Here is a 24,063-nt window from a genome sequence, read left to right as displayed (position 1 = left end):
AGATTAGAGGACGACAACTATGAATTTCTTTTCGCTCATGCGGGGTTTTTCCATCCGGGTACGCATGCTGGGTGCGATCGGCGTGGTGCTGGGTTTGCTGGGATTGCTGGGGGGCGCAGGCATGCTGGGCATGTTCCGCATCCACGCGATGAGCGAGGAATTCATGGCGAATTCCTTCTCCGAGGTGGGCTACATGGCCGAGCTGCGCGGCGAGATGGGAGCCATCCGCCAGTTCGAGAAGGACATGATCATCCAGTACGAAAAGCCCGAGGGCGTCAAGCAGGCGCACACGGCCTGGCTGGCCAGCCTGGACCGCGCCAAGAAGGTCGCGGCCCGCTTCCTCGAAGGCCCCGAAGACCCGGACAACGCCCTGGTGCGCGACATCGTCAAGCGGCTGGACAGCTACCGCGAACAGTTCGCGCACGTGGCGCGGCAGCTGGAGGCCGGCGGCTACGACACGGCCACCATCGCCAACCGCATGAGCGGCAAGGCCGTGGCCGAGTTCGCCGAGGCCGACAAGCTCATGGTCCAGCTCGATACCAGCCTGCGCAACGAGGTGGCCGAGGTGGCCGCCCGGCAAAAGCAGGTGTCCGGCGAAACCCAGTGGCTGTTCGTGCTGGCGGTGCTCATCACCATCGTGGTGGTGGTGCCGCTGACCTTGCTCAACATGGTGTCCATCTGCCGTCCGCTGGCCGAGGCCCAGCGCATGGCGCAGGCCATTGCCGGCGGCGACCTCTCGCAGCGGGTGCAGGTGGAGGGCCGCGACGAAGTGGCCGACCTGCAGCGCGCGCTGGACGACATGCAGCAGGGCCTGGGGGCGCTGGTCTCGCAGGTGCGCGATGCGAGCGGCAGCATCGCCACCGCCAGTGCCGAAATCGCCACCGGCAACCAGGACCTGTCCGGCCGCACCGAGCAGACGGCCAGCAACGCCCAGGAGGCCGTGGCCTCGCTGGCGGAGCTCACCACCACGGTGCAGCAGACGGCATCGTCCTCGCAGGTGGCCAACCAATTGGCGTCGTCCGCCTCGGGCATCGCCACGCGCGGCGGCAGCGTGGTGCAGCAGGCCGTGGCCAGCATGCACGAGATCTCCAGCTCCAGCCGCAAGATCAGCGACATCATCGGCGTGATCGACGGCATCGCCTTCCAGACCAACATCCTGGCGCTGAACGCGGCCGTGGAAGCCGCCCGCGCGGGCGAGCAGGGCCGGGGCTTCGCGGTAGTGGCCGGCGAGGTGCGCAGCCTGGCCCAGCGCTCGGCCGAAGCGGCCAAGGAAATCAAGGCGCTGATCAGCTCCAGCGTGACCGCGGTGGACGGCGGCGTGCGCCATGTCGAGGACGCCGGCGCGGCCATGAAGGAAATCGTGGACAGCGTGCAGCGCGTGTCCGACATCATCGGTGAGATCAATTCCGCCTCGGCCGAGCAGACCGCCGGCATCGGCCAGGTCAACGGCTCGGTGGGCGAGATCGACCGCATGACGCAGCAGAACGCCGCGCTGGTGGAGCAATCCGCCGCCGCCGCCGAATCGCTGCGCGAGCAGGCCGCGCGCCTGTCGCAGGTGGTGCAGCAGTTCCATCTGGCCGACGGGCAGGCCTACGCCTCGGTGCACGCTGATGCGGCGCTGCAGGGCCTGCCTGCCTCCAGCGGCCTGGTGCGGCCGCAGCTCACCGGGGGCTGACCCGGCGGGAGGGCTGGTCCTCCCGGCCTTTCCTGTTCCCTGTTTCCCCGACCGGCGCCGTGGCGGCGCGGGCCGGGGGGCTTTCAGGTCAACGCCCTGGGGGGCTCGCCGCCGGGCGAGGGTTCACCGGCACGGCCCTTGCGCGGCCCGAACCACGCCACATACAGCGCCGGCAGCACCACCAGCGTCAGCAGCGTCGCCGTCACCAGCCCGCCGATCACCACGATGGCCAGGGGCCGCTGCGTCTCCGAGCCGATCTCGTGCGACAGGGCCATGGGCAACAGGCCCAGCATGGCGAGCATGGCGGTCATCAGCACCGTGCGCAGGCGCTGCATGGAGCCCTGGCGCACGGCATCGACCACGGCCATGCCGCCCGACTGCAGCTGCTGGAACACCGAGAGCATCACCACCCCGTTGAGCACCGCCTGGCCCGACAGCGCGATGAAGCCGATGGCGGCCGACACCGACAGCGGGATGCCGAACACCCACAGCGCGATGAACCCACCGATGAGCGCCAGCGGCACGTTGATGAGGATCAGCGAAGCCATCTTGAACGACTTGAAGGCGTCGAACAGCAGCACGAAGATCAGCAGCAGCGAGATGGGCACCACCACCGACAGGCGCTTCATCGCGCGCTCCTGGTTCTCGAACTCGCCCGACCAGTTGACCTGGTAGTTGGACGGGATCTTGACGTTCTTTTCCACGCGGGCCTTCATGTCGGCCACCACCGAGCCCATGTCGCGGCCCGCGATGAAGATGCCGATGGCCGTGGTGCGGCGTCCGGCCTCGCGGGCGATGTTCATGGCGCCCGTGCCCTCGCGGATGTGCACCACGTCGCCCAGCTGCACGTAGCCGCCGTCGGGTGTGGCGATGGGGGTGCGCGGCAGGTTGGAGATCACGCGTTCGTCCTTGGGCAGGCGCACGGCCACGGCGAACTTGCGCTCGCCCTCCCACAGGCTGGTGGCGGCCTTGCCGGCAAGGGCGGCCTCGATCACGTCCTGGATGTCGCCCACGTTCAGGCCGTAGCGCGCGGCGCGGTCGCGGTCGATGTCCAGCAGCAGCTGCGGCACCTGGCCGTCGCGGTCGATCTCGGCGCGGGCCACGCCCTGCACCTGCTTGATCTCGCGTGCGATCTCGTCGGTGATGCGCTTCATCTCCACCAGGTCGTCGCCCGCGAGCTTGATGACGATCTGGCCCTTGATCTGCGAGATCGACTCCAGCACGTTGTCGCGGATGGGCTGCGAAAACGCGGGGTCGATGCCGGGGATGGCCGACAGCGCGCGGCCCATCTCCTCGGTGATCTTCTCGCGCGTCATGCCGGGGCGCCATTGGTCCTCGGGCTTCACGTCCACGAAGATCTCGGCCATGGAGATGGTCTTGGGGTCGGTGCCGTCCTCGGGCTGGCCGGCCTTGGAGACCGTGGTGCGCACCTCGGGCACGCTCAGCAGGGCCTTGCGGGCCATGCGCAGCACGCGCGCCGCCTCGTCGGTGGAGACGTTGGGCGAGAGGGTGAAGTTGACCCAGGTGGTGCCCTCGTCCAGCTCGGGCAGGAACTCCGAGCCCAGGCGCGAGGCGGCCACCAGCGCCAGGCCGAACACGGCCAGCGCGATCACCACCACCGTGCGGCGGCGGGCCAGGGCCCAGTCCAGCACCGGGGCGTAGGCGCGCTTGGCGAAGTTGACCACGCGGTTGTCGCCGTGCGGCAGCTTCCTGCGCAGCATCCAGTAGGCCAGCAGCGGCACCAGGGTGAGCGAGAAGATCAGCGAGCCGACGAGCGCGGCCGAGACCGACAGCGCCATGGGCTGGAAGATGCGGCCTTCGTGGCGCTGCAGCGCGAAGATGGGGATGTGCGCCGCGATGATGATGAGCATCGAAAACAGCGTGGGCCGGCCCACTTCGCCGGCGGCCTCGATGATGGTGTCGCGCCGGTCGCGGTCGTCCATGTCCTCGCCGCGCTCGGCCAGGCGGTGCATGATGTTCTCGATCACGATCACCGCGCCGTCCACGATGATGCCGAAGTCCATGGCGCCCAGGCTCAGCAGGTTGGCCGGCACGCCCATGATCTTGAGGCCCATGAAGGTCGAGAGCAGGGCCAGCGGAATGACCACCACCACGGCCAGGCTGGCGCGCAGGTTGGACAGGAAGATGTACAGCACCAGCGCCACCAGCAGCGCGCCTTCCACGAGGTTGTGGAACACGGTGGTGAGCGTCTTGTCCATGAGCCAGGTGCGGTCGTAGAACGGCACGATCTGCACGCCCGGCGGCAGGCCGCGCGCGTTCAGTTCGGCGATGCGGTCCTTCACGCCCTTGAGCACCACGCTCGGGTTCTCGCCCTTGCGCATCACGACGATGCCGGTGACCACGTCGTCGTCCAGGTCCTGGCCGACCACGCCCAGGCGCGGCACGGCGCCGATCTTGACCTGGCCGATGTCGCGGATCAGCACGGGCGTGCCGTTGCGCGAGGCCACCACGATGCGGCCGATGTCGTCGGCCGAGCGCAGCAGGCCCAGCCCGCGGATGGTGTACTGCTGCGCGCCCTGCGCCACGTAGCTGCCGCCGGCGTTGGCGTTGCCCCGGCCCAGCGCGTCCAGCAGGTTCTGGAACGTGACCTTGTACGCGCGCAGCCGGTCCATGTCGGGCTGCACCTCGTACTGCTTGATCGAGCCGCCCATGGCCACGACGTCGGCCACGCCGGGGACCTGGCGCAGCGCGCGCTCCACCGTCCAGTCCTCCACGGTACGGATGTCGGTGGTCGACAGGCCGTCGCCCTTGAGGCGGTAGCGCATGATCTCGCCCACCGGCGTGGCGTTGGGCGCGATCTCGGCCTGCACGCCGGGCGGCAGGTCGATGCTGGACAGCCGCTCGGCCACCTGCTGGCGCACGATGTTCGTGTTGGCCGCGTCGTCGTATGTGACCACGCTGAACGAGAGGCCGAACTGCGTGTGCGAGAACACGCGGATCGAATTGGGCAGGCCCGCCAGGGCCGTCTCGATGGGCAGGGTGACCTGCTTTTCGACTTCCTCGGGCGCGCGGCCCGGGTACAGGGCGATCACCGTCACCTGGGTGTCCGTCACGTCGGGAAAGGCCTCGACGGACAGGTTCTTGAACGAGATGAATCCCGCCAGGGCGAACAGCACCGTGCCCAGCACGATGAACAGCGGCTGGTGCAGCGCGTAGTGGATGAGGCGCCTCATGGCTTGGCCGTCCCTTCCGCCTTGCCGCCCGCCGGGCTGGCGGGCGCGCCGGGTACCGGTGCGGGCGCGTCTTCCTCGGCGGCCTGGAACTGGCGGGCCAGCAGCAGCACGTTCTCGGCCACCACCTTCTCGCCGGCTTCCAGCCCGCGGGAGACGACCACCTCGCGCGGGCCTTCGTAGCCCAGCACCACCTTGCGCGGCTCGAACACGCCGGGCTCGCGCTGCACGTACACGGTGTGCTGCGTGCCATTCAAGGTGACGGCGGCGGCCGGGATGACGACCCCACTCTCGCGGCTTTCCTGCAAGTGCACGGTGGCCAGCATCTCGGCCTTCAGGCGCCGGTCGGCATTGGGCACCACGCCGCGCACCTTGAGCGTGCGCGTGCCGGGATCGATCGCGTCGGCCGCGGCGGTCACGCGGCCGGTGAAGGTGGCCTCGGGGTAGGCCGGCACCTGCAGCGTGAAGCTGTCGCCGGGGCGCAGCGAGGCCAGGTCGCCCTCGCGCGCGTCGATCTGCACCCACAGCGAGGCGGGGTCGGTCACCACGAACAGCGCCGGGTTGCCGGGGCCGGACTGGTCGGGCCGCACCTCCTGGCCAGGATTGAGGTTGCGCTCCACCACCACCCCCGCCATGCCGGCCGTGAGCGCGAGCTGCTGGTTCACGGCGTTGCCGCCGCCGTAGAGACTGGTGCGCGCGGCGGCGCGGGCCACTTCGGCCTGGGCGCGCGCGGCGTCGGCCTCGGCCTGCTCCAGGTCCTTGCGGGCCACGATGCCGGCTTCGAACAGTTCCCGCTGGCGGCGCAGGCCCTGCTGGGCGAACGACTGGTCGGCGCGGGCCTTGGCCGTGTCCGCCTGGGCCTGGCCGAAGTCGGGCGAGGCCAGCAGCGCCAGCGGCGCGCCCGCCTTGACCGACTGGCCCAGGTCGGCGCGGATGGCCGTGACGCGGCCGGCGAACGCGGGGTACACGCGCTGGGTGCGTTCCTCGTTCCACACCAGGCGTGCGGGCAGGTCCACGGCGATGTCCTTGCTGGCGCGCGCGGGGGCCACGGTCAGCAGCGCCAGCTGCGGGTGGCCGGGCGGAAAGCGCAGCTGCCCCGACTGGGCGATGGGGGGTGCGGCTTCCGGCGCCGCGGCGGGTTCGGCGGCCTTGCTGCAGCCTTGCAGCAGCGCGCCGCCGCCCAGGGCGAGGACGAGCAGGCCGCAGGTGGTCAGGCGCGGAAGGGAGAGGGCAGGGTGCACCATGGTGGACTTCGCGATACGAGAGGTGGAAGGGGAACGGCGGGGCATGGATTGGCGTGGCTGGACTTGGGGCGGGGGGCGTTCAGGGCAGGCTGCCCAGCAGGGTTTGCGGCTGCGTGCGCAGCAGCCAGGCGCCCTGGGCCTTGGCATAGTCGGCACGGGCCGAGAGCGCCTCCAGCGCCGTGGCGCGCAGGGTGCGCTGGGCATCCAGCAGGTCGGTCAGCGGCATGGCGCCCTTGCGGTACGCCAGCTCGGCGCTCTGCGCCACCTGGCGGGCGCGCGGCAGCACGCCTTCGTCGTAGCTGGCGGCGCGGCGCGCGGCGCTCAGCGCGGCCTGCTGCAGGTGCTGCAGGTCCAGCAAGGCCAGGCGGCGCGTGTTGTCCAGTGCGTCCTGCGCGCGGGTCAGCTCGGCCTGGGCGCGGCCGATCTCGCCCTGGAACTGGTAGCCCCATTGCAGCGGGATCTGCACGCGCACTTCCAGCAGGCGGTTGGAGGTGCCGGGGTAGTGGTCCACCGAGGCCCCCACCGTCCAGTCGGACTTGCGCAGGGCGCTGGCGTTGTCCAGCGCCGCCTGGGCGGACTGCACGCGGGCGATGGCGGCGCGCACATCGGCGCGTGCCTCGGCCCAGGCGCCCAGATCGCCGCCGCCGTCCAGCGGGCCGCTGCCGGGGGCGGCGCCGGAGGCGGCGGCCGGGGGCAGGGCGGGCCAGTCGGTGCCGCCGGCCTGCACTGCCAGGCTGCTGGCCGTGACCTGCGCCAGCGCCAGCGCGGCCTGCTCCTGCAGCTGCGAGGCGGCCTGCGTGTCGGCGCGGGCGCGCTCAGCCTCGATGCGGGTGCGCGACGCGTCCTGCGCGGACAGGTCACCCGCCTTCACGCGGCGGTCGGCCAGGCGGGCCAGCTCGGCCACGCTGCGTTCGATCTCGGCGGTTTCGCGCACGCGCTCCTGCGCGGCCAGCAGGTCGTAGTAGGCGGCCAGCGCGGCCTGCAGCTGCTGGGTCTGCGTGTCTTCCACATCCGCCTGGGCCGCATCGGCGGCGCGCTGGGCGGCCTGCGTGCGCAGCTCGCGCTTGTTGCCGCGCTCCCAGGTCCAGTCGATGCCCACCGACTTGTCGATGCGCTTGCGCGTGAGCACGTTGCCGGGCCCCAGGCCGTGCTGCAGGTCCATGGAGGTGGCCTTGGAGCTGAACACCGGCAAGGGGGCATGGTCGGCGCTCAGCACGTCGGCGCGCGCCGCAGCCAGGGCCTGGCGGGACTGGATCACGTCGCTGTTGTCGCGGGCGGCGGCCAGGGCCTGCGCCAGCGTCCACTGCGGCGCCAGGGGGGCAGCGGCAGGGACCGTGGCGACGGGTGCCGCGGGGCTGTCGGAGGCGCGGGTCTGGCTCCAGCCCGGCAGTGCGCAGGCCAGGGCGCAAAGGAGGATGCAGGGGTGTCGTATGCTCATGCCGCGTTTATCGGCGGGGGTGCCTGACCGCTACCTGACCTCGGGACTGCGGAAACTGCGTACCCCTCGCCCCGGCGCACCGCACAGCCGCCCAACAACCCAGCCCCAACCCATGCGAATCCTGGTCGTGGAAGACGATGACGTGCTGCGCGGCGTGATGCTGCGCAGCCTGACCGATGCGGGCCACCGCGTGGATGCCGCCGCCAGCGTGGCCGAGGCGCACCACTTCTGGAGCGTGCAGCCCTTCGATGCCGTGCTGCTGGACCTGAACCTGCCGCAGGGCGGCCCGCCAGGCGGCGCCCTCGCCAGCGCAACGGCCAGCGGCCTCACGGTGCTGCGCGCGGCGCGGGCCCGGGGCGACCGCACGCCGGTGCTGGTGCTCACCGCGCGCGACCGCACCGAGGAGCGCATCGCCGGCCTGGACGCCGGCGCCGACGACTACCTGGGCAAGCCCTTCGATCTGGCCGAGGTGGAGGCCCGCCTGCGTGCCCTGGCCCGGCGCACGCTGGGCGCGGACGACCGTGCCGCCGTCGGCGCCCTGGTGCTGGACCGCCGGGCGCGCCGCTTCACCCTGCACGGCGCGCCGGCCGAACTGCCCGCGCGCGAATTCGAGGTGCTGTGGGAGCTGATGACGCCGCCCGGGCGCGTGGTGAGCAAGCGCACCCTGTCGGACAAGCTCTCCGACTTCGACGAGGCCCTGGGCGACAACGCGCTGGAGGCCTTCATCTCCCGCCTGCGCAAGAAGCTGCAGGGCAGCGGCGCGGGCATCCGCACGCTGCGCGGCCTGGGCTACATGGTGGAGCCCGAGGCGGGCGGGCCCGGCGCGCCATGACCGCCACCCATCCCCCCTCGCCCCCGCCGGCGCCTGCGCAGCGCGAGCCCCGCTCGCTGCAGGCGCGGCTGCTGCGCCACGTGCTGGTGCCGCTGGGCCTGACGTGGCTGGTGGGCACGGCCGGCTCGGTGCTGCTGGCCAATGCCTTCACCCAGCGCGCGTTTGACCGCTCACTGCTCGACGATGCCTACGCGGTGGCCGCCAACGTGCGCGCCAAGGGCGACGCGCTCGATTTCGCGCTCACCTCGCGCGAGGTCAAGGCCGTGCTGTTCGACCAGGTGGAGACGGTGTACTTCGCGGTGCTGCGGCCCGATGGCTCCATGCTGGCGGGCAATGCCGGCGGTATGCCGGTGCCGCCGCCGCGCGGCGACGAGGCCTACCGGTTCTCCGACATCCAGTTCCATGGCCGGGCGCTGCGCGCGGTGCGGCTCGATGTGCGCGAGCCCCTGCCGTTCGAGGTCGTCACCGCGCAGACCGTGCACAGCCGCAGCGCCATGCTGCGCAGCGTGCTGCTGTACTCGGGCGTGTCGCAACTGCTGCTGCTGGTGGCGCTGGCCGTGTGGCTGCGCCGCGCCATCCAGCGCGACCTGCAGCCCCTGGCCGCGTTCCAGCAGGCGCTGGACCGCCGCGACGCGCGCGACCTGGCCCCCGTGCCCGTGGAGGCCTCCACCCGCGACGTGCAGCACCTGGGCGCCGCGGTGAACGACCTGCTCGCGCGCGTGGCCCAGGGGGTGCGCGCGCAGCGCGAGTTCGCCGGCAACGTGGCGCATGAACTGCGCACCCCGCTGGCGGGCATCCGCGCGCTGGCGGGCTACGGCCTGGCCCACAGGGACCCCGCCGTGTGGCGCGAGCAGCTGGCCGGCATTGCCGACAGCGAGGCCCGCGCCAGCCACCTGGTGGACCAGCTGCTCGCGCTGGCCCTGGCCGACGAGGCCCGCGGCGCCATGCCCCGCCAGCCCGTGGCCCTGGACGAGCTGGCGCGCGACGCCGTGCTGCGCTTTCTGCCCCGCGCCGATGCGGCGGGCGTGGACCTGGGCGCCACCGGCCTGGACCAGCCCGTGGTCGTGCAGGGCCAGCCGCTGCTCATCGAAGGGGTGCTGGGCAACCTGATCGACAACGCCCTGCGCTACGGCCGCCCGGGCGCCGGCACGCGGCCCCGCGTGACCGTGGAAATCTCGCGCGAGGCCACGGTCGATGGCCGCGAAGCGACCGTGCTGGCCGTGGTGGACAACGGCCCGGGCTTGTCGGCCGCGCAGCGCACGGACCTGCTGCAGCGCTGGGCCCAGGGCCGCGAGGGCGAGCGCCTGGGGCAGGGCGCGGGCCTGGGCCTCGCCATCGTGGCGCGCTATGCCGAGCTGCTGGGCGTGCGCCTGGCGCTGGAGCCTGGGCCGCAGGGCGAAGGCCTTTGCGTGCGACTGGTGTTCGCTGGGTGAGTGCAGTGCCCGCGTCGGCGGGGAACGAAAGACATCGCGTTGGAACATTTGGCGGTTTCCAACAGCATCTGGTGGAACACGAGGGCCACGCCGTCTTTCATGGTGCCGCTCCAGTTCAATTGGACATTGGCAAACCGGAAGAACGAGTCGATCATGGCTTTGAGTTCCTCGCGCGATTTTGGTGAGTGCAGCGGCTGTGCCGGGATGCGCGCAGCCTCCACCCCTACGGATCAGGGAAACTTGACCACTTTCAGATGCGACATCAGTTGCCTGAACAGCGCGGGCGACAAGCGCCCGGACACCATGTAGTAGTGCTCGGGATCGGGGGTGAAGATGTACAGAAGATCCCGGCTGGGCTCTATGTCCTGGATGCGGATGGCGGTGATGGGGCCCTTGGAAAACTTCTCGTAGCGCACTGAATTCGCAACGCCCTCGACCTTGCGGGCCCGGTCGATCACGGGATCGCCCAAATTGGCCTGCCCCAGCAATTCGTAGAACGCCAGCGGTGTCTGGATGCCATGCTTTTCCAGCACGCCGAGCTTCTGGTAAAGCTCTTGCAGCTTGGTGAACTCCTTCAGTTGAATTAGGGGGCCGTCAAGCAAGCCATTTTCAGTGGGCGCGAAAGCGATGAAAGGGTCGCCCGCCGGCGGTACGAAGAACTTGCCCACCAGATGCTGGGGAACTTTCAGTTCCAGCCACCCGTACTGCAAGGCCACGCATCCGGAGCAACGCTGGTAGGGTGGCCAATCGCGGTCTTCCAGCATGCCCTTCTCGCTGGCGAAGGCGGGGCCGGCCAGCGATGCATGCAGCAGTGCGCAGAAAAGAAGCGGCTTCAGGCGCATGGCATGAACATCAGGGCCGCGATGCCCATGGATGCCATTTCAAAAGGGGAGCGGAAATTGCCAATGGCTTTTCTGGCACAAGCCAAGTTGAATTTGTTCTCGATGTTCCGGTAGCCCATGGCTGCCAATTGGGTGGCAAGCCATAGCACGGAAGGGGGCCCTCCTGCGGGGCGGGGAACGAAAGACATCGCGTTGGAACATTTGGCGGTTGCCAACAGCATCTGGTGGAACACGAGGGCCACGCCGTCGTTGACGGTGCCGTCCCAGTTCAATTGGACATTAGCGAACCGGAAGAACGATTCGATCATCGCCCTGAGTTCATCCTGCGATTTTTCAGCAGCGTCGCCCTTGGGAACGGCGTTGGACATGGAAAACCTTCCTTTGAATGCGTTTGAATTCTGTCAAGCGGAACGAAATATAAATAGGTTCGGATGCACGCAGTCTTCAAAATTGCAAAATGACGTAACTAAATATCAAGCTCCGTACCCATCATTCGAAAACGGGCCGGAAGAAGCTGCGCTCGTAGCTCAGGATGCAGCGCGTTTCCTGCGCGTAGCGGAAGGCGGCGAGGCATTCCGGGTCCTGCATCGACTGCGCGCGGTAGGTCTCGTACGCCGCCAGCGAGGGAAAGGTGAACAGCGCCAGCGCGATGTTGTTCGCGCCTTCGGACGGCAGGAAATAGCCGTGGTGCTGGCCGCCGAATTTTTCCACCAGCGGGATCCAGAGCTTGCCGTAGTGCTCGAATTCGGCGAGCTGGTGGGGGTCGATGACGTAGCGCAGGTAGCAGGTGACCATGGGGAAGGTGCCGTGAAAAAAAGGGGACGAAAAAAAGCCCGCCGGGCCTTCGGAGCCGTGGCGGGCCGTGCCAGCGGGCACTTTACGCTGCGGCGCGCGTCAGGCGGCCTTTTCCGCCAGCGTGGGGTAGTCGGTGTAGCCCTTCTCGCCGCCGCCGTAGAACGTGCTTTGGTCCCATGCGTTGAGCGGTGCGTTCTGGCGCAGGCGCTCGACCAGGTCCGGGTTGGAGATGAAGGGCTTGCCGAAGGCGACGATGTCGGCATCGCCGCTGGCCACCGCCTGGGTGGCGAGGGCGCCGTCGTAGGCGTTGTTCACCATCCACGCGCCCTTGCCGCCGGCCGCGCGGTAGGCGGCCTTGAGCGCGGCGTAGTCGAAGGGGCGGCCTTCCACTTCGCGCGGACCGCCGGTGGCGCCTTCGATCACATGGATGTAGGCCAGGCCCAGTGGTGCCAGCTGGCGGATCACGTAGTCGAACAGGGGCTGCGGGTCGGCATCGGCGATGTCGTTGGCCGGCGTCACGGGCGACAGGCGGATGCCCACCTTGCCGCCGCCGATGGCATCGACCGCGGCGCGCGTGGCCTCCAGCAGCAGGCGGGCACGGTTTTCGATGCTGCCGCCGTAGTCGTCCGTGCGCTGGTTGGCGCCGGTCTTGAGGAACTGGTCCAGCAGGTAGCCGTTGGCCCCGTGGATCTCCACACCGTCGAAGCCCGCCGTCTCGACCGCGTTGCGCGCGGCGGCGGCGTAGTCGTGCAGGATGCCGGGCAGCTCGCCCGCATCGAGCGCGCGGGGCTCGGACGTGGGCACGAACTGGCCCTTGCCGGTCGCGCGGTCCACCAGGTAGGTCTTGGACTTGGCGGTGATGGCCGATGGGGCCACGGGCTTGCCGCCGTCCGGCTGCAGGTCGTTGTGCGAGATGCGGCCCACGTGCCACAGCTGGGTCACGATCTTGCCGCCGCGTGCGTGCACGGCCTCGGTCACGCGCTTCCAGCCATCGAGCTGCTCGGTGCCGTACAGGCCCGGCACGTCGGCATAGCCCTGGCCCTGGTGGCTGATGGCGGTGGCTTCGGTGATGAGCAGGCCGGCGGTGGCGCGCTGGGCGTAGTAGGTGGCCGTGATGTCCTTCGGGATGGCCTCGGGCGAGCGGTTGCGCGTGAGCGGCGCCATGGCAATGCGGTTGGCCAGGTGCAGATCGCCGGCCTGGACCGGGTCGAAGAGAGTCGTCATGACAGGGTGCTTTCTTTGGAGGGACAGGAAAAAACGGGGCCTGGGCTCCGGGGTGGCGCGGGGCCGGGCCCGTTCCAAGCCAGGGACACGAACTTACCGCCATTTCCCGAAGGCTGCAGTGCACTGGCGACCCCAAGGATTTGCCGACTGTGCTAGCGGCGGCGGCGCCCCCCGCGCGCCGCAGGCGTGCGGCGGCGCGCTGATGCGTTTTCCGGATATCGATGCGCGAAACGGGCGCATGCGGCGCGGGGGCCGGTTCCTAGAATTTTGCGCAAGGGCCCATCGACGGCCCGGCCCGCGCACCCTGCGCCCCAGGGGCTGCCCGTTGGGGGTGCCCCTCTCTTTTGCTCCAAGGAACCTCCCATGCAATCCCCGTTCTCCGCCACCCGCAGGGCCGCCGTGCGCGGCCTTTCCGCCCTGCTGGGCGCCACCTTGTTCTGCGCGGCGGCCGGGGCGCAGGGCAAGAAGGAGGTGGTGATCGGCTACCAGGACATGGTCGTGCCGTGGCGCTATGCGCAGGAGACCCGGGAGGTCGAAAAGCGCACGGGCTACCAGGTCACCTACCGCAAGCTGGGCAGCGGGGCCGAGGTGGTGCGCGCACTGGCCTCCGGTGCGATCCACATCGGCGAGGCGGGGTCTTCACCGTTCGCCTCGGCGTTGTCGCAGGGCGTGCCCATCGAGGTGTTCTGGATCCTGGACGACATCCATGAGGCCGAGGCCCTGGTGGCCCGCAACGGCTCGGGCGTGAAGCAGCTGGCGGACTTGAAGGGCAAGAAGATCGGCCTGCCGTTCGTCTCGACCACGCACTTCCACACGCTGGTGGCGCTGCAGTCGGCGGGCGTGGACCCCAAGGGCGTGAAGATCGTGAACCTGCGCCCGCCCGAGATCCTGGCGGCGTGGGAGCGCGGCGACATCGACGCCACGTTCGTGTGGGACCCGGTGCTGGCCAAGGCCAAGCAAAGCGGCACGGTGATCGCCACCTCGGGCCAGATCGCCGCGCAGACCGGCAAGGCCACGTTCGACGCGCTGGCCGTGTCCAGGCCGTTCGCGCGCGAGCACGATGCCTTCCTGACCCAGTTCGTACAGGTGCTGGCCGATGCCGACCGCGCGTACACGGCCCAGAAGGCCGCCTGGACGGCCGATTCGCCCCAGGTCCAGGCGGTGGCCAAGTGGACCGGCGCCGAGGCGCCCACGGTGCCTGCCAGCCTGACGCTGTATGCCTTCGTGCCGCCGGCCGAGCAGGCCTCACCGAAATGGCTGGGCGGCGGCGCGCAGTCGGTGGCGGCGCAGTCGCTGGCCGCCACGGCCGCCTTCCTGAAAGAGCAGGGCACCATCCAGGCCGTGCTGCCGGACTATTCGGTGGGCGTGAACCCCACCTGGGTGCAGCGTGCGAAGTAGCCTGCCGGCCGCGGGCGAAGACCCTGCGGCCTTGCCGCCCGTGGCCCATGGCGCGGGCGATCTGGTCATCCGCGGCCTGAGCGTGCGCTACGCCGGGGCGCGCGGGGCCGCGCCGGTGCTGGCGCTCGCCGGCGTGGACCTGGACATCGCCGCGGGCGAATTCGTCGTCGCCCTGGGCGCATCGGGCTGCGGCAAGACCACGCTGCTCAACTGCATTGCCGGATTCACGCCGGCCTCGGCGGGACACATCGCGCTGGGCGGGCGCGTGGTGCGCGGGCCGGGGGCCGAGCGCGGCGTGGTCTTCCAAAAGCATGCGCTGATGCCCTGGCTCAACGTGATCGACAACGTGGCGCTGGGCCTGCGGCTGCGCGGTGTTCCACGTGGAACGCGCCGGGCGGTGGCGGCCGAGACGCTGGCCCTGGTGAGGCTGGAGGCGTTCGCCCAGGCGCCCGTGTGGCAGCTGTCGGGCGGCATGCAGCAGCGCGTGGGCATTGCCCGCGTGCTGGCCAGCGACCCGGACGTGATGCTGATGGACGAGCCGATGGGCGCGCTCGACGCCTTCACGCGCGAATCGCTGCAGGAACTGGTGCTGCGGCTGTGGCAGCGCACGGGCAAGACCATTTTCTTCATCACCCACGACGTGGAGGAGGCGCTGTTCCTCGCCTCGCGCCTGGTGGTGATGTCTCCCCGCCCGGGCCGCATCGTGCGCGAGCAGGCCCTGGCGTTCAACCGCGCCCACCTGGGCGGCCAGGCGGCGCGCGCGGTGAAATCCAGCCCGGACTTCATCGCCTGGCGCGAGCGGGTGCTGGATTGGGTGGGACCGCAGGCCGGGGTGCCCGGGCCGGTGGGGGCGGGGGCATGAGTGGGGGAATGGGTGGGGGAATGGGTCAGCCGGCGGCTCCGCAGGACGCGGCGCTGCGGCCCCCCGTCCCGGAGCCTGATCCGGCCACGGTGCGCCCCGTGTCGCCCTTCCTGCGCCCCGGTGCGGGCAGCAGCCGGGCCTTGAGCGCCCTGTGCGTCGTGGCGCTGCTGGCCCTGTGGTGGGCCGCCACGCACTGGCGCTGGGTGCCGCCGCTGTTCCTGCCGGCGCCGAGCGCCGTGGCGCGGGCGTTCTTCGATGCCTGGCACGGGCGGATCCAGGGTGGCGAGCCGCTGTGGGTGCACCTGCAGTGGAGCGCCCTGCGCGTATTCGGCGCGTTCGCGCTGGCCGCGGTGACGGCCGTGCCGGTCGGCATCGCCATGGGGGTGAGCCGCATCGCGCGCGGGGTGTTCGACCCGCCGATCGAGTTCTACCGGCCCCTGCCGCCCCTGGCCTACCTGCCGCTCATCGTGATCTGGCTGGGCATCGACGAAGCCTCGAAGGTGCTGCTGATCTACCTGGCGTGCTTCGCGCCCATCGCCCTGGCGGCCAAGGCCGGCGTGCGCAGCGCCAGCACCGAGCAGCTCAATGCCGCGGCCTCGCTGGGGGCGAGCCGCCTGCAGGTGGTGTGGCATGTGGTGGTGCCGGCGGCGCTGCCGGAGATCCTGGTGGGCCTGCGCATCGCCCTGGGCTTTGGCTGGACGACGCTGGTGGCGGCGGAGATGGTGGCCGCCACCGTGGGCGTGGGGCAGATGGTGCTCAACGCCTCGAACTTCCTGCGCACCGACCTGGTGGTGATGGGCATTCTGGTGATCGGCCTGGTGGCCTGGTCCTTCGACCTGGCCGTACGCTGGACCGAGGCGCGGCTGGTGCCGTGGAAGGGGCGTGCCTGAATCCAGGCACCGAAGGCACGCCCGACCCCCGCCGTTGGTCTGGCTTACTTGAGCAGGCCTTCGGCCTTGAGGGCCGCCTGCACCGCAGGGCGGGCGCCCACGCGGGCGTGGTGGGCCGACAGGTGGGTCAGGTGGGACGTGTCCAGGCCCACCACCTTGCCCCAGCCGACGACGGTGAACAGGTAGCCGTCGGCCACCGAGAAATGCTCGCCCATGAGCCATTCCTTGCCGTCGAGCTGGCTGTCCACCCACTGCAGGCGCGACAGGAGTTTTTCGCGCACGGTGGTCTTGTATTCCTCGGGCGTGGACGTGCCGAACAGGGGGCTGAAGCCCTTGTGAAGTTCGGTGCCGATGAAGGTCAGCCATTCCTGCAGGCGGTAGCGGGCCAGGGTGCCGTTGGCGGGGGCCAGGTTCTTGAGGGGGGCCTGGTCGGCGATGTATTGCACGATGGCCGGGCCTTCGCGCAGGCGGGTGCCGTCGTCCAGCTCCAGCAGGGGCACGTAGCCCAGCGGGTTGATCGTGTAGTAGTCCGTGCCGTCCTGCAGCTTGTGGCTCTTGGTGCTGGCCAGCACGGGGGTGAAGGCCAGGCCCGCTTCGTGCAGGGCGATGTGGGGGGAGAGCGAGCAGGCGCCGGGGCTGTAGTAGAGCTTCATGGATGACCCGAAGGTGTGGTGTTGGACAAGCTCTGCATGCTAGCTGGAAGCGGCCGGGGCCGCTGAAGGCCGGGGCGCCGGGCGCGTGACCGCCTCCAGCTGGCCCAGGTAGTGCAGGGCATGGGCCCGGTCCGGCCCGCACATGGCCGGCTCGGGCTGCAGCGAGCCGCACACGGCCGGGCGCTCCGGGTGGCCGAAGATGCGGCAGCGCTGCACATCGTCCAGCTGGATGCAGCGCACGCCTGCCGGCTTGCCCTGGGGCATGCCGGGGATCGGGCTGGTGATCGAGGGGGCCGTGCAGCAGGCGCCGCAGCCGGGCCGGCAGGCCGTCACGACTGCATCTGCCATTGATTTGCTATCGAAATAATAGCTAAATGCCCTAGTGGATATTGCGGTGCGGCACCGTTCGGGCCATATCCCTGGGTGGCCTGCCTCAAGCAGGCAGGCCCGGCATGGCCAGCCGGTCGGCCGCCCACAGCACCTGGTCCACCACGGCGCGCACGCGCTGGCGGTGCGGCTCGTGTGCCAGGGCGCCCTGGTCGTCCAGGGCGCTGGCCGCCAGGCCCAGGGCGAAGGCCTGCGGGGCCACCCAGCACTCCAGGTTGATGAGCAGGGGCGCCAGGTGGCTCTGCGAGCGCAGGCCGCCCAGGCCGCCGTTGGAGGCGCTCAGCATGCCCACCACCTTGCCGCGGAAGGGGCGGGTGCCGTCGCTCCACACCGGGTGGCCGGCCACGGGGCTGGAGGCCCAGTCGATGGTGTTCTTGAGCAGGGCGGTGTAGCTGCCGTTGTACTCGGGCGAGCAGATGATCCAGCCCGGGTGGGCATCCAGCGCGGCCTTCAGGCGCAGCACGTCGGGCGGGGTGCCGGCGGCTTCCAGGTCGGCGTTGTACATGGGGATGTCGAAGTCCGACAGTTCGAGCAGCGTCACATCGGCCCCGGCATCGCGCGCGATGTCGGCGGTGGCGCGGGCGAGACGGCGGTTGAACGATTGCTGGCGGGTACTGCCCGCGAAGACGAGGAGTTTTTGCATGGCCGCGATTGAAGCACATCGGCGGGGCAGGAAACCTGCAAGAAACCCGTTGTTGCAAGGCACCTGTTCCACGTGAAACAGCACCGGTGGCAGGGGCGGGCCCGAAGTGGGAAAATCACGGGTTTTCCAGCCTGCCAGGGCCGGCCTTCGGCGCCGTTCCTGCCGGGCACGCCCCGCGCCCTGCGGCGGCGATCGAATCGATGAACGGCCCCGCGGGGCCCCGGAGCAGTCCCATGTTGTACCCTCAGGAATTTGATGTCATCGTCGTCGGTGGCGGCCATGCCGGCACCGAGGCCGCGCTGGCCGCCGCGCGCATGGGCCAGCGCACGCTGCTGCTCACGCACAACATCGAGACGCTGGGGCAGATGAGCTGCAACCCCTCCATCGGCGGCATCGGCAAGGGCCATCTGGTCAAGGAAGTGGATGCGCTGGGCGGTGCCATGGCGCTGGCCACGGACGAGGGTGGCATCCAGTTCCGCATCCTCAACAGTTCCAAGGGCCCGGCCGTGCGGGCCACTCGCGCGCAGGCCGACCGCATCCTGTACAAGGCCGCCATCCGCCGCATGCTGGAGAACCAGCCCAACCTGTGGCTGTTCCAGCAGGCGGTGGACGATCTGATGGTGGAGGGCGACCGCGTGGTGGGTGCCGTCACGCAGGTGGGCCTGCGGTTTCGCAGCCGCACCGTGGTGCTCACGGCCGGCACCTTCCTGGACGGCAAGATCCATGTGGGCCTGAACAACTACGCCGCCGGCCGGGCGGGCGACCCGCCGGCCGCCAGCCTGTCGGCCCGCTTGAAGGAACTGAAGCTGCCGCAGGGGCGCCTGAAGACCGGCACGCCGCCGCGCATCGACGGCCGCAGCATCGACTTTTCCCAATGCGAGGAGCAGCCCGGCGACGGCATGCCCGGCGGCGTGAACGAGGGCACGGTGCCGGTGTTCAGCTTCATGGCGCATGCGCACGGCGGGGCGGCGATGCACCCGCGCCAGATGCCGTGCTGGATGACCCACACCAACGAGCGCACGCACGACATCATCCGCAGCGGCTTCGACCGCAGCCCGATGTTCACCGGCAAGATCGAGGGCGTCGGCCCGCGCTACTGCCCGAGCGTGGAAGACAAGATCAACCGGTTCGCCGACAAGGACAGCCACCAGATCTTCCTGGAGCCCGAAGGCCTGACCACGCACGAGTTCTACCCCAACGGCATCAGCACCAGCCTGCCATTCGACATCCAGTACGACCTGGTGCGCAGCATGGCGGGGCTGCAGAATGCGCACATCCTGCGCCCCGGCTACGCCATCGAGTACGACTACTTCGACCCGCGCTCGCTCAAGAGCACGTTCGAGACGCGCCAGGTACAGGGCCTGTTCTTCGCCGGTCAGATCAACGGCACCACAGGCTATGAAGAGGCCGCGGCGCAGGGGTTGTTCGCCGGCATCAATGCCGCGCTGCAGTGCCGCCAGATCAAGGGCGAGGCCAACGATTTCGGCGGCGCCTGGCTGCCGCGGCGGGACGAGGCCTACCTGGGTGTGATGGTGGACGACCTCATCACCAAGGGGGTGACCGAGCCCTACCGGATGTTCACCAGCCGGGCCGAGTTCCGCCTGCAGCTGCGCGAGGACAACGCGGACATGCGCTTGACCGAGGCCGGTCGTCAGCTGGGCCTGGTGGACGATGCGCGGTGGGATGCCTTCAGCCGCAAGCGCGATGCGGTTTCACGTGAAACAGAGCGTCTCAAGGCCACCTGGGTGAACCCCCGCAGCCTGTCGGCCGAGGAGTCGGCGCGGGTGCTGGGCAAAGCCATCGAGCACGAATACAACCTGTTCGACCTGTTGCGACGTCCGGAAGTGGACTACGCCACGCTCATGGGCATGGACGGTGGCCGGCTGGCGTCGCCGGACGTTTCACGTGAAACACTCGGTGAGCTGGCCGACCCGGTGGTGGAGCAGGTGGAGATCGCCGCCAAATACTCCGGCTACATCGACCGACAAAAGGACGAAGTGCAGCGCGCCGCCCATTTCGAAACCCTGCGCCTGCCCGCCGAGTTGGACTACCTCCAGGTGCCGGCCCTGTCCATCGAGGTGCGCCAAAAGCTGCAGAAGCACCGTCCGGAAACCCTGGGCCAGGCCTCGCGCATCTCGGGCGTGACGCCCGCCGCGATCTCGCTGCTGCTGGTGCATTTGAAGAAGGGCGGTTTCAAGGGCTTCAGCGCCACGCCTGCCACAGCCGAGGTGCCCGCATGACCGCGCAGGCTTTGCAGGACACGCTGGCCGAAGGCGCGCAGGCCCTGGGGCTGGGGCTCGGCAGCGCACAGATCGGCCAGTTGATGGATTTCCTGGCGCTGCTGCAGAAGTGGAACAAGGTCTACAACCTGACGGCCGTGCGCGACCCGCAGGAGATGCTCACCCACCACCTGCTGGACAGCCTGGCGGCGGTGCCGCCGCTGCGCCGCCAGCTGGCGCAGGTGCCGGCGGACCTGGATGCCAACCCCGCGCTGCCGCCCCGGCTGCTGGACGTGGGCTCGGGCGGCGGGTTGCCTGGCGTGGTGTTCGCCATCTGCTGCCCGGGCCTGGACGTGAGTTGCGTGGACACCGTGGCCAAGAAGGCGGCGTTCATCCAGCAGGCCGCCGTGACGCTGCGCCTGCCCAACCTGCACGGCATCCACGCCCGGGTCGAGACCCTGGCCGGGCCGTACGATCTGGTGAGCTGCCGCGCCTTCGCCTCGCTGCCGGACTTCACCACCTGGTCGAGCGGCGCCATGGCAGGGCACGCCGTATGGCTGGCCATGAAGGGCAAGCGGCCCGATGACGAGATCGCCGCGCTGCCGGCGGGCGTGCAGGTGTTTCACGTGGAACCTCTCGCCGTGCCCGGCCTGGATGCCGAGCGCTGCATCGTCTGGATGCGGCGCCCGGCGGGTGCGCCGCCGGCCGTCGCTTAAACTCGCTCCTCCAGTTTTCGGGGGGCTTTCATGTTTGGCGTAGCAGATTACGGCGCGTTCGTCGCAGCCATCGTGTTGTTCCTCGCCATTCCCGGCCCCGGCAACCTGGCGCTCATCACCTCCACCAGCAAGGGCGGCGTGCGCGCCGGCCTGGCCGCCACGCTGGGCGTGATGGCCGGCGACCAGGTGCTGATGTGGATGGCGGTGGCGGGCGTCGCCGCGCTGCTGGCCTCGTACCCGGCGGCCTTCCATGCCGTGCAGTGGCTGGGCGCGGCCTACCTGGCGTGGCTGGGCTTCAAGATGCTGACCGCACGGCCCGGCGGTCAGCCGGTGCTCCACATCGAGCCCCGGCACTACTTCCAGCAGGCGGCGTGGATCACGCTGCTCAATCCCAAGGCCATCGTGTTCTACATGGCGTTCTTCCCGTTGTTCGTGGACCCGGCGCGCCACCAGGGCCTGCTGACCTTCGGCGCCATGGCGGCCACCATCGCGGTGCTCACCTTCCTGTACGGCCTCGTCGTCGTGCTGCTGACCCACCGCCTGGCCGAGCGCATGCGCGCCAACCCGAAGGTCGCGCGCGGGCTGGAGAAGATCGCCGGCGTCTTCCTCATCGGCTTCGGCATCAAGCTGGCCCTCTCCAAATAATTTCCGCGAAACGAAAGCAGTCATGGCCAAGATTTTTTGCATTGCCAATCAGAAGGGTGGGGTGGGCAAGACCACGACCTCCGTCAACCTGGCCGCGGGGCTGGCCAAGATCGACCAGCGGGTGCTGATGGTCGACCTGGACCCGCAGGGCAATGCCACCATGGGCTCGGGCGTGGACAAGCGCGCGCTGGAGCTGACGGTGTACGACGTGCTGCTGGAGTCGTCTTCCGTCAAGGAGGCGGCGGTGCTGTCGGAAAAGTGCGGCTACCACGTGCTGGGCGCCAACCGCGAACTGGCCGGTGCCGAGGTCGAACTGGTGGCCCTGGAGCACCGCGAGCGGCGCCTGAAGGCAGCCCTCGCCGAGGTGGACAAGGACTACGACTTCATCCTCATCGACTGCCCGCCGTCCTTGAGCATGCTGACCCTGAACGGCCTGTGCTGCGCCCACGGCGTCATCGTGCCCATGCAGTGCGAGTATTTCGCGCTGGAGGGGCTGACCGATCTGGTCAACACCATCAAGCAGGTGCACGCCAACCTGAACAAGGACCTGCAGATCATCGGCCTGCTGCGCGTGATGTTCGACCCGCGCATCACGCTGCAAAGCCAGGTGAGCGAGCAGCTCAAGGACCACTTCGGCGACAAGGTGTTCAACACGGTGATCCCGCGCAACGTGCGCCTGGCCGAGGCACCGAGCTACGGTCTGCCCGGCGTGGTGTTCGACCCGTCCGCCAAGGGCAGCCAGGCGTTCGTGGACTTCGCCCGCGAGATGGTCAAGCGCGTCAAGCGCATGTAGGCCGCAGCGGGTTTGAGTGCCAGATCGCCCTCATGCCGTCGGATTCATTGCCCTCTTTGCTATCAAAAACATAGTATGAAACCAGACAACGTGCTGCTGCTGCCCGGTTGGCAGAACTCCGGGGAAGACCACTGGCAAAGCCGCTGGGAGCGCCTGCACGGCTACCGGCGCGTGGAGCAGCACGACTGGATGCACCCGCTGCGCGGCGACTGGTCCGCCCGCCTGGAAGAGGTGGTGGTGGACGCCGGCGGCCCCGTGGTGCTGGTGGCGCACAGCCTGGGCTGCATCCTCACCGCCTGGTGGGCGGCGCATTCGAAGAATGCCCACCGGGTGCGCGGCGCGCTGCTGGTGGCCCCCGGCGACGTGGAGCATCCCGATATCGCGCCCCTGCTGCCCGGCTGGGCCCCCATCGCGCGCCAGCCGTTGCCGTTCCCCGCCGTGCTGGTGGGCAGCCGCAACGACCCCTATTGCAGCTTCGAGCGCGTGCAGGGGCTGGGCCACGACTGGGGCGCGCGCTTCGTCGATGCCGGCGCGCTCGGCCACATCAATGCCGAGTCGGGCCTAGGGGACTGGGCGCAAGGCCACGGCTGGCTGGAGGCCCTGTCGCGGTGATGCGGCGACAGCCCCCGGGCGCCTCGGCCGAAGGGCCGAGGCCCGTGCCTCAGGCCCGTGCCACGCCGCTTTCCTGGATCGCACGGCTCAAGGCGGGCGTGGCGTCCAGCCTCCAGGTGGCCGCGGAGTGCGGCGTGGGCCTGCTGAGCCTGGCCGGGGTTCCGGTCATGGTGTTCACCGGCAAGCTGTTCGCCGCCGCCGTGCTGGCCGTGATCGCGCTCGGGGTGTTCCTGCGGTTCGCGGCGCGGCGGGGAACGCCCGGGTCGGCCGCCACACCGCCTGCACCGCTGTGGCTGTCTGCGGCGGTGGCCCTGCTCACGGCGCTTGAAGTGGCCATGGCGGTAGAGGCCACGGGCCTGCCGGTTCGTCACGGCCAGCCAGGGTTTTCGCAGGGGAACTGGCTGTGGGTGCTGCTGGCGTTCGCAGGGCTTTTCTGGGGCCAGCGGCGCTGGCTGAACCGGCGCCTTGCCCGCCGCCGCGGGTCCGATCCGCACGGCATCCGCCCCCCTTTTTGATTTGTACGAGGAACGACAACATGGTCACCAAGAAACCCAAGGGCCTCGGCCGCGGCCTGGAAGCATTGCTGGGCCCCAAGGTCGCGGAAAAGGGCGATGCCGCTCCGCCGCCGCCCGAAGGCACTCCCACCACGCTGGCCCTGGCCGACATGGTGCCCGGCATGTACCAGCCCCGCACGCGCATGGACGAGGGCGCGCTGTACGAGCTGGCCGAGTCGATCAAGGCGCAGGGCATCATGCAGCCGATCCTGGTGCGCCGGCTGGCGCAGGGCGATCATGCGGGCCGCTACGAGATCATCGCCGGCGAGCGGCGCTTTCGGGCCGCGCGGCTGGCGGGCCTGGCCGAGGTGCCGGTGCTGGTGCGCGACGTGCCCGACGAGTCGGCCGCCGCCATGGCCCTCATCGAGAACATCCAGCGCGAGGACCTGAACCCGCTCGAAGAGGCGCAGGGCCTGTCGCGCCTGGTCAAGGAATTCGGTCTCACGCACGAGCAGGCCGCGCAGGCCGTGGGCCGCTCGCGCAGCGCCGCCAGCAACCTGCTGCGCCTGCTGAACCTGGCCGATCCGGTGCAGACGATGCTGATGGCCGGCGACATCGACATGGGCCATGCGCGCGCGCTGCTGTCGCTGGACCGGGCGGCGCAGATCACGGCGGGCAACCAGATCGCGGCCAAGAAGCTGTCGGTGCGCGAGGCCGAGGCCCTGGTCAAGAAGATCGGCGCCGAGTTCAGCCTGGTGCCCCAAAAGCCCAAGAAGGACGCCAAGTCGCGCGACCTCAAGCGGGTGGAGGAGGAACTGTCCGACCTGCTCATGGCCGAGGTCGAGGTGCGGGTCAAAAAGCGCGTCAAGCGTGGCAGCCGCACCGAGGAGATGGGCGAGCTGGCGATCCAGTTCGGCTCGATCGAGGCGCTCAACGGCCTGATCGAGCGCCTGCGGGGCTGACGCTCTCCCTGCCGCACGGCACCAGCGCATTGCGTTGGTCGATATGCGAAATCCGCGCTTTGCGCGGGCGCGATCCCTGTTCAGAATCGGCGCCCCGTCGGCATGGCTCCACTGG

The 24,063-nt window shown here is 69.9% G+C and carries 23 protein-coding genes; 13 read left to right on the top strand and 10 right to left on the bottom strand.

Translation table 11 applies throughout. From position 1 onward, the window contains the following. Positions 1-19: 19 nt before the first annotated feature. The gene (locus AVME950_RS15455) at positions 20-1,675 is read left to right on the top strand and encodes a methyl-accepting chemotaxis protein (RefSeq protein WP_284430495.1); all 1,656 of its coding nucleotides are present in this window, start codon (positions 20-22) and stop codon (positions 1,673-1,675) included. A gap of 83 nt (positions 1,676-1,758) precedes the next feature. Here the strand turns inward: AVME950_RS15455 and AVME950_RS15450 are convergent, their stop codons facing one another. The 3 genes from AVME950_RS15450 to AVME950_RS15440 form a co-directional block, all read right to left on the bottom strand. After that, positions 1,759-4,869 (bottom strand): efflux RND transporter permease subunit, encoded by a 3,111-nt coding sequence (locus AVME950_RS15450; RefSeq protein WP_284430494.1) that lies wholly within the window; start codon positions 4,867-4,869, stop codon positions 1,759-1,761. Further along, positions 4,866-6,110, bottom strand: a complete 1,245-nt coding sequence (locus AVME950_RS15445; RefSeq protein WP_502869420.1) for an efflux RND transporter periplasmic adaptor subunit — start codon at positions 6,108-6,110, stop codon at positions 4,866-4,868. Before AVME950_RS15445 ends, AVME950_RS15450 begins: the two co-directional genes overlap by 4 nt. Positions 6,111-6,189: 79 nt before the next feature. Beyond that, positions 6,190-7,548 (bottom strand): TolC family protein, encoded by a 1,359-nt coding sequence (locus AVME950_RS15440; RefSeq protein ID WP_284430492.1) that lies wholly within the window; start codon positions 7,546-7,548, stop codon positions 6,190-6,192. 112 nt (positions 7,549-7,660) lie between these two features. Between AVME950_RS15440 and AVME950_RS15435 the strand changes: the two genes are divergently transcribed. Beyond that, positions 7,661-8,380: a response regulator transcription factor gene (locus AVME950_RS15435; RefSeq protein WP_284407812.1), complete on the top strand. Its 720-nt coding sequence runs from the start codon at positions 7,661-7,663 to the stop codon at positions 8,378-8,380. Next, complete coding sequence (locus tag AVME950_RS15430) at positions 8,377-9,813, top strand: sensor histidine kinase (protein WP_284430491.1); 1,437 nt, start codon at positions 8,377-8,379, stop codon at positions 9,811-9,813. The genes AVME950_RS15435 and AVME950_RS15430 overlap by 4 nt, the downstream gene beginning before the upstream one ends. Before the next feature lie 230 nt (positions 9,814-10,043). On the opposite strand, the gene AVME950_RS15425 is transcribed toward AVME950_RS15430, so the two are convergent. The 4 genes from AVME950_RS15425 to AVME950_RS15410 all read right to left on the bottom strand — a co-directional run bounded on the left by AVME950_RS15425 (position 10,044) and on the right by AVME950_RS15410 (position 12,674). Beyond that, complete coding sequence (locus AVME950_RS15425; RefSeq protein ID WP_284397281.1) at positions 10,044-10,655, bottom strand: hypothetical protein; 612 nt, start codon at positions 10,653-10,655, stop codon at positions 10,044-10,046. Further along, positions 10,646-11,023, bottom strand: coding sequence for a hypothetical protein (locus tag AVME950_RS15420; protein WP_284430490.1), 378 nt, complete (start codon positions 11,021-11,023; stop codon positions 10,646-10,648). Before AVME950_RS15420 ends, AVME950_RS15425 begins: the two co-directional genes overlap by 10 nt. Before the next feature lie 121 nt (positions 11,024-11,144). Beyond that, a complete protein-coding gene (locus AVME950_RS15415; protein ID WP_272566289.1) occupies positions 11,145-11,450 on the bottom strand; it encodes an NIPSNAP family protein in 306 nt (101 codons plus the stop codon). A gap of 99 nt (positions 11,451-11,549) precedes the next feature. After that, positions 11,550-12,674 (bottom strand): alkene reductase, encoded by a 1,125-nt coding sequence (locus AVME950_RS15410; RefSeq protein WP_284430489.1) that lies wholly within the window; start codon positions 12,672-12,674, stop codon positions 11,550-11,552. Between the two features lie 363 nt (positions 12,675-13,037). Between AVME950_RS15410 and tauA the strand changes: the two genes are divergently transcribed. From tauA to AVME950_RS15395, 3 genes are read left to right on the top strand one after another with little or no spacing between them, the layout of a single operon-like run. After that, on the top strand, positions 13,038-14,072 hold the full coding sequence (gene tauA / locus AVME950_RS15405) for a taurine ABC transporter substrate-binding protein (RefSeq protein WP_284430488.1): 1,035 nt from the start codon (positions 13,038-13,040) through the stop codon (positions 14,070-14,072). Between the two features lie 40 nt (positions 14,073-14,112). Further along, positions 14,113-14,934 (top strand): taurine ABC transporter ATP-binding protein, encoded by an 822-nt coding sequence (locus AVME950_RS15400; RefSeq protein ID WP_502869419.1) that lies wholly within the window; start codon positions 14,113-14,115, stop codon positions 14,932-14,934. Between the two features lie 20 nt (positions 14,935-14,954). Beyond that, positions 14,955-15,824: an ABC transporter permease subunit gene (locus AVME950_RS15395; RefSeq protein ID WP_284430487.1), complete on the top strand. Its 870-nt coding sequence runs from the start codon at positions 14,955-14,957 to the stop codon at positions 15,822-15,824. Between the two features lie 44 nt (positions 15,825-15,868). Here the strand turns inward: AVME950_RS15395 and gstA are convergent, their stop codons facing one another. The 3 genes from gstA to AVME950_RS15380 form a co-directional block, all read right to left on the bottom strand. Next, on the bottom strand, positions 15,869-16,477 hold the full coding sequence (gstA, locus tag AVME950_RS15390) for a glutathione transferase GstA (RefSeq protein WP_272566286.1): 609 nt from the start codon (positions 16,475-16,477) through the stop codon (positions 15,869-15,871). Positions 16,478-16,516: 39 nt separating this feature from the next. Next, complete coding sequence (locus tag AVME950_RS15385; RefSeq protein ID WP_284430486.1) at positions 16,517-16,825, bottom strand: YkgJ family cysteine cluster protein; 309 nt, start codon at positions 16,823-16,825, stop codon at positions 16,517-16,519. Positions 16,826-16,910: 85 nt separating this feature from the next. After that, positions 16,911-17,507 carry an NADPH-dependent FMN reductase gene (locus tag AVME950_RS15380; protein WP_284430485.1) on the bottom strand — a complete coding sequence of 199 codons (597 nt, stop codon included), beginning with the start codon at positions 17,505-17,507 and terminating at the stop codon, positions 16,911-16,913. A gap of 233 nt (positions 17,508-17,740) precedes the next feature. On the opposite strand from AVME950_RS15380, the gene mnmG reads away from it, so the two are divergent. From mnmG to AVME950_RS15345, 7 genes are all read left to right on the top strand, one after another. Continuing rightward, positions 17,741-19,747, top strand: a complete 2,007-nt coding sequence (gene mnmG, locus AVME950_RS15375) for a tRNA uridine-5-carboxymethylaminomethyl(34) synthesis enzyme MnmG (protein WP_284430484.1) — start codon at positions 17,741-17,743, stop codon at positions 19,745-19,747. Beyond that, positions 19,744-20,442 carry a 16S rRNA (guanine(527)-N(7))-methyltransferase RsmG gene (gene rsmG / locus AVME950_RS15370; protein ID WP_284430483.1) on the top strand — a complete coding sequence of 233 codons (699 nt, stop codon included), beginning with the start codon at positions 19,744-19,746 and terminating at the stop codon, positions 20,440-20,442. Before mnmG ends, rsmG begins: the two co-directional genes overlap by 4 nt. Before the next feature lie 30 nt (positions 20,443-20,472). Then, positions 20,473-21,087 carry a LysE family transporter gene (locus tag AVME950_RS15365; protein ID WP_284430482.1) on the top strand — a complete coding sequence of 205 codons (615 nt, stop codon included), beginning with the start codon at positions 20,473-20,475 and terminating at the stop codon, positions 21,085-21,087. Positions 21,088-21,109: 22 nt separating this feature from the next. Beyond that, a complete protein-coding gene (locus tag AVME950_RS15360; RefSeq protein WP_284430481.1) occupies positions 21,110-21,880 on the top strand; it encodes a ParA family protein in 771 nt (256 codons plus the stop codon). A gap of 75 nt (positions 21,881-21,955) precedes the next feature. After that, positions 21,956-22,492, top strand: a complete 537-nt coding sequence (locus AVME950_RS15355) for an RBBP9/YdeN family alpha/beta hydrolase (protein WP_284430480.1) — start codon at positions 21,956-21,958, stop codon at positions 22,490-22,492. A 44-nt stretch (positions 22,493-22,536) separates the two neighbouring features. Then, the gene (locus AVME950_RS15350) at positions 22,537-23,007 is read left to right on the top strand and encodes a hypothetical protein (RefSeq protein ID WP_284430479.1); all 471 of its coding nucleotides are present in this window, start codon (positions 22,537-22,539) and stop codon (positions 23,005-23,007) included. Positions 23,008-23,027: 20 nt separating this feature from the next. Continuing rightward, positions 23,028-23,948, top strand: a complete 921-nt coding sequence (locus AVME950_RS15345; RefSeq protein ID WP_284397235.1) for a ParB/RepB/Spo0J family partition protein — start codon at positions 23,028-23,030, stop codon at positions 23,946-23,948. Positions 23,949-24,063 lie beyond the last annotated feature (115 nt).

Origin of the sequence: Acidovorax sp. SUPP950 (assembly GCF_030158935.1) — a bacterium.
Classification (GTDB): domain Bacteria; phylum Pseudomonadota; class Gammaproteobacteria; order Burkholderiales; family Burkholderiaceae_C; genus Paracidovorax.
The sequence above is the reverse complement of the archived record's forward strand: the minus strand, read 5'-3'. Positions and strand labels throughout refer to the sequence as shown.